Source organism: Streptomyces sp. NPDC058534 (genome assembly GCF_042717365.1).
Lineage (GTDB): Bacteria > Actinomycetota > Actinomycetes > Streptomycetales > Streptomycetaceae > Streptomyces.
In genome coordinates this window covers 11377-19618 of the sequence record NZ_JBHXNW010000071.1, presented here as the reverse complement: position 1 = coordinate 19618, position 8242 = coordinate 11377, and the positions used below count along the sequence as shown (strand labels likewise).

The window sequence follows — 8242 nt, the reverse complement described above, 5'->3', positions numbered from 1 at the left end:
GGCCGCGCAGGGGCCGCGTTTCTCCCCGGTTCCCGGGGGGGGGGGCGGCGCGCCCCCCCCCCCCACCTCACCACGCGTGCTCAGAACTTCGGCGTCGGCGCCTGCGCCTCCACCATCTCCGCGGCCTCCTCCTCGCTCTGCACCGAAGGCGGGGAACCTTCGAGCGGCTGCTGGGCCGTCTCCTTCATGCAGGCCACCGCCACCACACCGATCAGGGCCGCGGCCATCGCGTAGTAGGCGGGCATCATGTCGGAGCCGGTCACGCTGATCAGGGCGGTGATGACCAGCGGCGTGGTGCCGCCGAACAGGGACGCCGAGAGGTTGTAGCCGACCGACAGGGACCCGTAACGGACGTTGGTGGGGAACATCGCCGGCAGCGCCGCCGACATCGTGCCGAGCAGACACACCAGGGACAGACCGAGCATCAGCATGCCCGCCGAGACGGCGAGCAGACTGCCCTCCTGGACCAGCACGAAGGCCGGGGCGGACAGGACGAAGAAGCTGATCATGCCGGTCATCAGCAGCGGCTTGCGGCCGAAGCGGTCGGACAGCTTGCCGACCCGGTTGATGATCAGCATCAGCAGGACCATGGTCGCCACCAGGATCATCAGGCCGTGGCTCTCGCTGTAGTGCAGCTCGTCCGACAGGTACGTCGGCATGTACGACAGCAGCATGTAGTCGGTGATGTTGTACGCGCCGACCAGCGCGATGCACAGCACCAGCGACCGCCAGTGGGTGCGGAAGATCTTGGCGAGGTCGCCCCGGGCGGTGGTCTCCACCGCCGTCGCCGCCTCCGAGATGTGGACGTGGGAGTCCTCCAGCTTCAGGAACGCGGGCGTGTCGTCCAGCCTCAGCCGCAGGTAGATACCGACGATGCCGAGCGGCGCCGCGACCAGGAACGGGATGCGCCAGCCCCAGGCGTCCATCGCGTCGGTGCCGAGCCAGGCCGTGAGGCCGGTGACCAGACTCGCCGCGCCGGTGTACCCGGCGAGCGTCCCCAGCTCCAGGAAGCTGCCGAAGAAGCCGCGCCGCTTGTCGGGCGCGTACTCGGCGATGAACGTGGAGGCACCACCGTACTCGCCGCCGGTCGAGAAGCCCTGGAGCAGACGGAACACGATCAGCAGGGCCGGGGCCCAGAAGCCGATCGAGTCGTAGCTGGGGATGAGTCCGATGGCGGCGGTGCCGATCGCCATCAGGATCATCGTCAGCGCGAGCACCTTCTTGCGGCCGATCTTGTCACCCATCGGGCCGAAGAACATACCGCCCAGCGGACGCACCAGGAACGCCACGGCGAACGTGGCGAACGAGGAGAGCAGCTGCGCCGTGTCACTCCCGGACGGGAAGAACACCCGGCCGAGGGTGCCGGCCAGATAGGCGTAGATGCCGAAGTCGAACCACTCCATGGCATTGCCGAGGGACGCCGCCTTCACGGCACGCTTGACCGCGGCCTCGTCCGTGACGGTGATGTCCGACCGGCGCAGTCGGGGGTTCTGCCGGCGCTTGATGGCCCGGAACAGGGCCCGATGGCGGCGCACCGCCGCGGCGTCGGGTTCCTGGCCGTTGTCGGTGGGGGACGTGGCGGCCTCCCTTTCCACGCAGACACCCCCGGCGGAGCGCTGCTCGGTCGTACGATTCTCAGCTCGTACCGTTCCCCCGATCATGCTGGGTATGGTCGTGACTTCAGTCATGCGGTTGAGCCGATGAGGTGAGCGGGTGGGTGGGTACCCTGCGCACATGCGCATCGCCGTCTCCTCCGACATGGACGAACCCGTGGCCCGGCTCCTCGTGGAGGAACTGAGGGGACGCGGCCACGAGGTGCTCGCGCACGGCGCGCTGAGCGCCGGGGCGGACGCGCGGTGGGCGGTGTGCTCGGAGCAGGCGGCGCGCGAGGTCGCCGACGGCCGGGCCGACCAGGCCGTGGTGTGCTGCTGGACCGGCACCGGCGCGTCGATCGCCGCCAACAAGGTGCCGGGCGTCCGCGCGGCCCTGTGCGCCGACGCGTACACGGCGGACGGGGCCCGCCGGTGGAACGACGCGAACGTGCTCGCCCTCAGCCTGCGGGTGACGTCGGCGCCACTGCTGCGGGAGATCCTCGACGCCTGGTTCGCGGGCGCGCCCAGCGAGGACGCCGAGGACCTGGACAACGTGACACAGGTGGAGCGACTCGACCGGGGCCGAGCCGCTCCGTGACAGCACCTCAGGACGGGGTCAGGACGTCAGGACCTTCTCCAGCGTCCCCAGCGCCCCTGCCAGCTCCGCACCGGTGACGGTCAGCGGCGGCGCCAGCCGGATCGTCGAGCCGTGCGTGTCCTTGACGAGGATGCCCTCGCGCATCAGCCGCTCGCTGATCTCACGGCCGGTGCCCAGCGCCGGGTCCACGTCGACCCCCGCCCACAGCCCCCGCGCGCGGAAGCCGACGACGCCCCTGCCGACCAGCCCGGCCAGACCCTCGCGCAGCACCGCACCCAGCTCCGCCGCCCGGCGCTGGAACTCGCCCGTCTCCAGCAGCTCCACCACCGCCGTGCCGACCGCGGCCGCCAGCGGGTTGCCGCCGAACGTCGAACCGTGCTCGCCCGGGTGCAGCACGCCCAGCACGTCCCGGCAGCCGACCACCGCCGACACCGGCACAATGCCGCCGCCCAGCGCCTTGCCGAGCAGCACCACGTCCGGCGCGACCGACTCGTACGCGACGGCGAGCGTGTGCCCGGTGCGGCCGAGACCCGACTGGATCTCGTCCGCGATGAAGAGACAGCCCGCCCGGCGGGTCAGCTCCCGCACCCCGGCCAGATAGCCGTCGTCCGGGATCAGCACCCCCGCCTCGCCCTGGATCGGCTCGATCAGCACGGCCGCCGTCGTCTCGTCGACCGCCGCCTCCATGGCCGCCAGGTCGTTGTACGGGACGATCCGGAACCCTGGCGTGAACGGGCCGAAGCCCGCGCGGGCCGTCTCGTCCGTGGAGAAGCTCACGATCGTCGTAGTACGGCCGTGGAAGTTGTCCGCCGCGACCACGATCGTCGCGCGGTCCGCGGGGACGCCCTTCACGTCGTAGGCCCACTTGCGGGCCACCTTGATGCCGCTCTCCACCGCCTCCGCGCCGGTGTTCATCGGCAGCACCATGTCCGTGCCGGTCAGCGCGGCCAGCCGCTCGGCGAAGCCCGCGAGCCGGTCGTTGTGGAAGGCGCGGGAGGTGAGCGTGAGCCGGTCCAGCTGGCGGTGCGCGGCCTCGATCAGCGCCGGGTGGCGGTGCCCGAAGTTGAGCGCCGAGTAGCCGGCCAGCATGTCCAGGTAGCGGCGGCCCTCCACGTCCTCGACCCAGGCGCCCTCCGCGCGGGCCACGACCACGGGCAGCGGGTGGTAGTTGTGCGCGAGGACGGGCTCCTCCGCGCGGATCAGCTCCGCGGAGCCGCGGGTGGGGGCGGGTGCGGTCATGAGCGGGTCTCCCGGATCTCCTGGGTGCAGCACTTGATGCCGCCACCGGCCTTGTGGAACTCGGACAGGTCGACGGGGACGGGCACGTAGCCGCGGCCGGCGAGCCGGTCGGCCAGGGCCCGGGCCTCCGGCGCGATGAACACGTGCCGCCCGTCGGAGACGGAGTTCAGCCCGAACGCCATGGCGTCCTCACGGGTGGCGAGCACCGCGTCCGGGTAGAGCCGCTCCAGCACCTCGCGGCTGCCCGGCGAGAACGCCTCGGGGTAGTAGGCGATGTTCGCCCCGGTGCCGTCGGCCCCGTCGTCGAGCACGAACAGCGCCGTGTCCAGGTGGTAGAAGTACGGGTCCACCAGCGTCAGCGAGACCACCGGCACGCCGAAGAACTCCTGCACCTCGCGATGCGCCTCACGGGTGGTGCGGAACCCGGTGCCGGCCAGGATCCAGCGGCCGGCCGGCACCAGGTCGCCCTCGCCCTCGCAGACCGACTCGGGAAGCTGGACCTCGAAGCCCCGCGTCTTGAACCACGCCATGAAGGGCAGGGACTCGGGGCGTCGCTCGGGCGCGTGGAAGAGCGAGCCGAAGACCCGCCCCTCGACCACGACCGCGCAGTTCGCGGCGAACACCATGTCGGGCAGGCCCGGGACCGGGTCCACACCGTCGACGGTGTGGCCGTGGGCACGGTAGACGTCGACCAGCGCCTGCCACTGGTCGAGGGCGCGGATGACGTCGACCGGCCGGTCGGTGCTCATCCACGGATTGATCGCGTACTGCACGGCGAAGTGTCTGGGTTCGCAGACCAGGAAGCGCCGTCGGCGCGGCACACGGGACTCGGGCACAGAGGGGTACCTCCGCTCCTCACGGTGTGTAACTGTGGGTTGACACCACCGTAGAAAGTGACGGCCACGCCCGACAAGCGACAAGAGCTGCGTGTTGCCGCACGATCGCTGCGTCTTCCACCAGGTCAGCGCACGTCTGCTGCGCCCTCCGGAGCCAGCAGACCCGCACCCGCATCCGGACAGTCCGGGATCAGGTGGGACAGCACCATCACACTGATCGTCTTCCGGATGAACGGCTCCGCACGGATCCGCTCCAGCACCTCCTCGAAGTGCTCCACGTCCCGCGCCCGCACGTGCAGCAGCGCGTCCGCGCCGCCGGTCACCGTCATCGCCGCCCTGATCTCCGGGTAGCCCCGCACGACCTCCGCCAGCCGCCTCGGCGGCGCCGCCCCCTCGCAGTACACCTCCACGTACGCCTCGGTGCGCCAGCCCAGCGCGGCGGGCCGCACCGTCGCCGTGAACCCGGTGATCACACCGGTCTCGCGCAGCCGGTCCACCCGGCGTTTGACCGCCGTCGAGGACAGCCCGACCTCCGCGCCGATCTCGGCGAAGGACGTCCTGGCGTTCGTCATCAGGGCGGTGACGATCTTCCGGTCGAGTTCGTCGAACGGAGTGGGCCTGCTGTTCATGCGGGCACTGTATCCAGCGGATACGTCCACGCCCGGCCCGTGTGCAGGCGTACGGATTACTCCTAGACTCCAGCCTCATGCTGCGCGCCCTGGCTGTCGACGACGAACGCCCCACGCTCGAGGAACTCGTGTACCTGCTGAACGCCGATCCCCGCATCGGCGCGGCGGAGGGCGCGAGCGACGCGACCGAGGCGCTGCGCCGCATCAACCGGGCCCTGGAGTCGGGTCCCGACGGGCCGGACGCCATCGACGTCGTCTTCCTCGACATCCAGATGCCCGGCCTCGACGGACTGGACCTGGCCCGGCTGCTGACCGGGTTCGCGCGGCCTCCGCTGATCGTGTTCGTCACCGCGCACGAGGACTTCGCCGTGCAGGCCTTCGACCTGGAGGCGGTCGACTACGTCCTCAAACCCGTGCGCCGGGAACGGCTCGCCGAGGCGGTGCGCCGTGCCGTCGAGCAACGCGGCGCGACGCTTCCCTCGCCGCGGATACCCGTGCACGAACCCGACCCCGACCACATCACCGTGGAACTCGGCGGCGTCGCCCGCTTCGTCCCCGTCGACGACATCACCCACGCCGAGGCCCAGGGCGACTACGCCCGCCTGCACACCGACAAGGGGAGCCACCTCGTCCGCATCCCCCTGTCCACCCTGGAGGAACGCTGGCGGGCCCGCGGCTTCGTCCGCATCCACCGCCGCCACCTCGTCGCCCTGCGCCACATCGGCGAACTCCGCCTGGACGCCGGCACCGTCAGCGTCCTGGTCGGCACCGAGGAGCTCCAGGTCAGCCGCCGTCACGCCCGCGAGCTGCGGGACCTGCTCATGCGGAGGCCGTGACCGTGCCCCAGGACCCCGGCGAGCGCCGCGTCACCGTCACCGGCCCGCCCAGGCGCACCGGACGGGCCTCCGGCTACTACCGTCCGCGCACCGAGATCGACGAGCAGACCACCCTCGGCCACACCTACGTCCGCTCCCTCATGCGCAGCCAGCTGCGCGCCGGCCTCGCCGCCCTCGCGGTCCTCGGTCTCCTCGTCGGGCCGCTGCCCCTGCTGTTCGCGGCGTTGCCCGACGCCCGCCGCCTGGAATGGGCGGTCCTCGGCTTCGGCCTGTACGCCCCGCTGGTCCTCCTCGCCCGCTGGTACGTGCGCCGCGCCGAGCGCAACGAACGCGACTTCGTGCGCCTCGTCGAGGACCGATGAACTCCAGCTACGCCATACCCGCGGTCGCCCTGGTCGTCGTGGCCACCGTCCTGGTCGGCGCCTTCGGCCTGCGCATCTCCCGCACCACCTCCGACTTCTACGTCGCCTCCCGCACCGTCGGCCCCCGCCTGAACGCCGCCGCCATCAGCGGCGAGTACCTCTCCGCCGCCTCCTTCCTCGGCATCGCCGGACTGGTCCTCGTCCAGGGCCCCGACATGCTCTGGTACCCGGTCGGCTACACCGCCGGCTACCTGGTCCTGCTGCTCTTCGTCGCCGCCCCGCTGCGCCGCTCCGGCGCCTACACGCTGCCCGACTTCGCCGAGGCCCGGCTAGCCTCCCAGGCGGTACGGCGGCTCGCGGGCGCCTTCGTCGTCGGCGTCGGCTGGCTGTACCTGCTGCCCCAGCTCCAGGGCGCCGGGCTGACCCTCACCGTGCTGAGCGGCGCGCCCGACTGGCTCGGCGGGGTGATCGTGGCCGTTGTCGTCACCGGTGTGGTCGCCGCCGGCGGCATGCGCAGCATCACCTTCGTCCAGGCCTTCCAGTACTGGCTGAAACTCACCGCCCTGCTCGTCCCCGCCCTCTTCCTGGTGCTGGCCTGGCAGGGCGACGGAGAACCCGGCCGCCCCTTCGAGGAACCGGCCACCTTCCGCGAGCAGCGCTCCGTCCGGGTCGACGACAGCCTCACCCTCAAGCTCGACCGGCCGCTGACCGTCACCGTCGACGGCACCGTGGACGGCCGCGCCCACGACGGCACCCGGCTGAGCCTTCCCACCGGCACCCACCGCATCGAGGCCGGCACCCGCCTCACCTTCGCCAAGGACGCCCCGGTCCCGGCCGCCGGACGCGGCGCCGACGACGCGCTGTCGCCCTCCCGCGCCGAGAGCCGCACGGAACGCCCGCTGTACGCCACGTACGGGCTGATCCTCGCCACCTTCCTGGGCACCATGGGCCTGCCGCACGTCGTGGTCCGCTTCTACACCAGCCCGACCGGCGTCGCCGCCCGCCGCACCACCGTCGCCGTCCTCGGCCTGATCGGCGCCTTCTACCTGCTGCCGCCCGTCTACGGCGCCCTCGGCCGCCTCTACGCCCCCGAGCTGACCCTCACCGGCGACGCCGACGCGGCCGTCCTGCTGCTGCCCGACCGGGTCATCGGGGGAGTGGGCGGCGACCTGCTGGGCGCGCTGGTCGCGGGCGGCGCCTTCGCCGCGTTCCTGTCCACCGCGTCGGGGCTGACCATGGCCGTCGCGGGCGTCCTCACCCAGGACGTGCTGCCGTCCCGGGCCGTACCGCACTTCCGGCTGGGCACCCTCCTCGCCATGGCCGTGCCACTGGCGGCGAGCCCGCTGGTCGGCGGACTGCCCGTCGCCGACGCCGTGGGCCTCGCCTTCGCCGTGTCCGCCTCCTCCTTCTGCCCGCTGCTCGTCCTCGGCATCTGGTGGCGCCGGCTGACCCCGCCCGGCGCGGCGGCCGGGATGCTGGTGGGCGGCGGCTCCGCCCTGCTCGCCGTCGCCGCCACCATGGGCGGCTTCCCGGGCGGCGGCGGGGCGCTGCACGCGCTGCTGGCCTGGCCGGCCCTGTGGTCGGTGCCGCTGGGCTTCCTCACCATGGTGCTGGTGTCCCTGGCCACGCCGGGCCGGGTACCGGCCGGGACGGCGGCGATCCTGGCCCGCTTCCACCTGCCGGAGGAGCTGGGCACGGAGGAGCTGCGCGGGGAGGGCCGCCCGGCGGACGCGCTGCCCGCGGGCGGCCTGCCCCCGGGCGATCTTCAGGCGCCGCGCAAGGAGGCGACGCCGTGAGCGGCTCCCTGGGCGGTTTCCTGGCGGGCCTCGCCGTCGCCCTGCTGCCCCTGCTGGCGGCGGGCTTCTGGCTGGGGCGGCGCACGGCCCGCCCGCAGAGCCTCGGTGGCCTGGGTACCCCGGTCGAGCACGCCACGTTCCAGACCCTGCACACCGCGTCCCTGGCCACGCCGCCGCTGCGGGCGGGCCTGACCGAGGAGACCGCCGGCAAGTCGGCCCGCAAGCTGCGCTCCCTGCTCGGCACCGACGCGCTGTGCCTGACCGACCTCAAGGAGGTCCTGGTCTGGGACGGTGTGGGCGCCCATCACCGCACGGAGATCATGGAACGCCTCGCCGGTCCGCTGGAGACGGGCC

At 72.6% G+C, this 8242-nt stretch carries 8 protein-coding genes and 1 pseudogene; 5 read left to right on the top strand and 4 right to left on the bottom strand.

Going from position 1 to position 8242, the window contains the following annotated elements; genetic code table 11:
* Window positions 1-80 precede the first annotated feature (80 nt).
* Window positions 81-1595, bottom strand: a complete 1515-nt coding sequence (gene proP / locus ACFWR9_RS32855; protein ID WP_383848570.1) for a glycine betaine/L-proline transporter ProP — start codon at window positions 1593-1595, stop codon at window positions 81-83.
* 139 nt (window positions 1596-1734) lie between these two features.
* On the opposite strand from proP, the gene ACFWR9_RS32850 reads away from it, so the two are divergent.
* Window positions 1735-2190 (top strand): RpiB/LacA/LacB family sugar-phosphate isomerase, encoded by a 456-nt coding sequence (locus ACFWR9_RS32850; protein WP_383848508.1) that lies wholly within the window; start codon window positions 1735-1737, stop codon window positions 2188-2190.
* An 18-nt stretch (window positions 2191-2208) separates the two neighbouring features.
* On the opposite strand, the gene rocD is transcribed toward ACFWR9_RS32850, so the two are convergent.
* The 3 genes from rocD to ACFWR9_RS32835 form a co-directional block, all read right to left on the bottom strand.
* Window positions 2209-3429, bottom strand: coding sequence for an ornithine--oxo-acid transaminase (rocD, locus tag ACFWR9_RS32845; RefSeq protein ID WP_383848505.1), 1221 nt, complete (start codon window positions 3427-3429; stop codon window positions 2209-2211).
* Window positions 3426-4265 carry a dimethylargininase gene (gene ddaH, locus ACFWR9_RS32840; protein ID WP_383848502.1) on the bottom strand — a complete coding sequence of 280 codons (840 nt, stop codon included), beginning with the start codon at window positions 4263-4265 and terminating at the stop codon, window positions 3426-3428. Before ddaH ends, rocD begins: the two co-directional genes overlap by 4 nt.
* 125 nt (window positions 4266-4390) lie before the next feature.
* The gene (locus tag ACFWR9_RS32835; RefSeq protein WP_383848500.1) at window positions 4391-4894 is read right to left on the bottom strand and encodes an Lrp/AsnC family transcriptional regulator; all 504 of its coding nucleotides are present in this window, start codon (window positions 4892-4894) and stop codon (window positions 4391-4393) included.
* A gap of 77 nt (window positions 4895-4971) precedes the next feature.
* On the opposite strand from ACFWR9_RS32835, the gene ACFWR9_RS32830 reads away from it, so the two are divergent.
* The 4 genes and pseudogenes from ACFWR9_RS32830 to ACFWR9_RS32815 form a co-directional block, all read left to right on the top strand.
* Complete coding sequence (locus tag ACFWR9_RS32830; RefSeq protein WP_122620897.1) at window positions 4972-5730, top strand: LytTR family DNA-binding domain-containing protein; 759 nt, start codon at window positions 4972-4974, stop codon at window positions 5728-5730.
* 2 nt (window positions 5731-5732) lie between these two features.
* Window positions 5733-6092, top strand: coding sequence for a hypothetical protein (locus ACFWR9_RS32825; protein WP_383848567.1), 360 nt, complete (start codon window positions 5733-5735; stop codon window positions 6090-6092).
* The gene (locus tag ACFWR9_RS32820; RefSeq protein ID WP_383848497.1) at window positions 6089-7888 is read left to right on the top strand and encodes a cation acetate symporter; all 1800 of its coding nucleotides are present in this window, start codon (window positions 6089-6091) and stop codon (window positions 7886-7888) included. The genes ACFWR9_RS32825 and ACFWR9_RS32820 overlap by 4 nt, the downstream gene beginning before the upstream one ends.
* An 8-nt stretch (window positions 7889-7896) precedes the next feature.
* Window positions 7897-8242 (top strand): annotated as a pseudogene (locus ACFWR9_RS32815) (sensor histidine kinase); the annotation flags it as partial.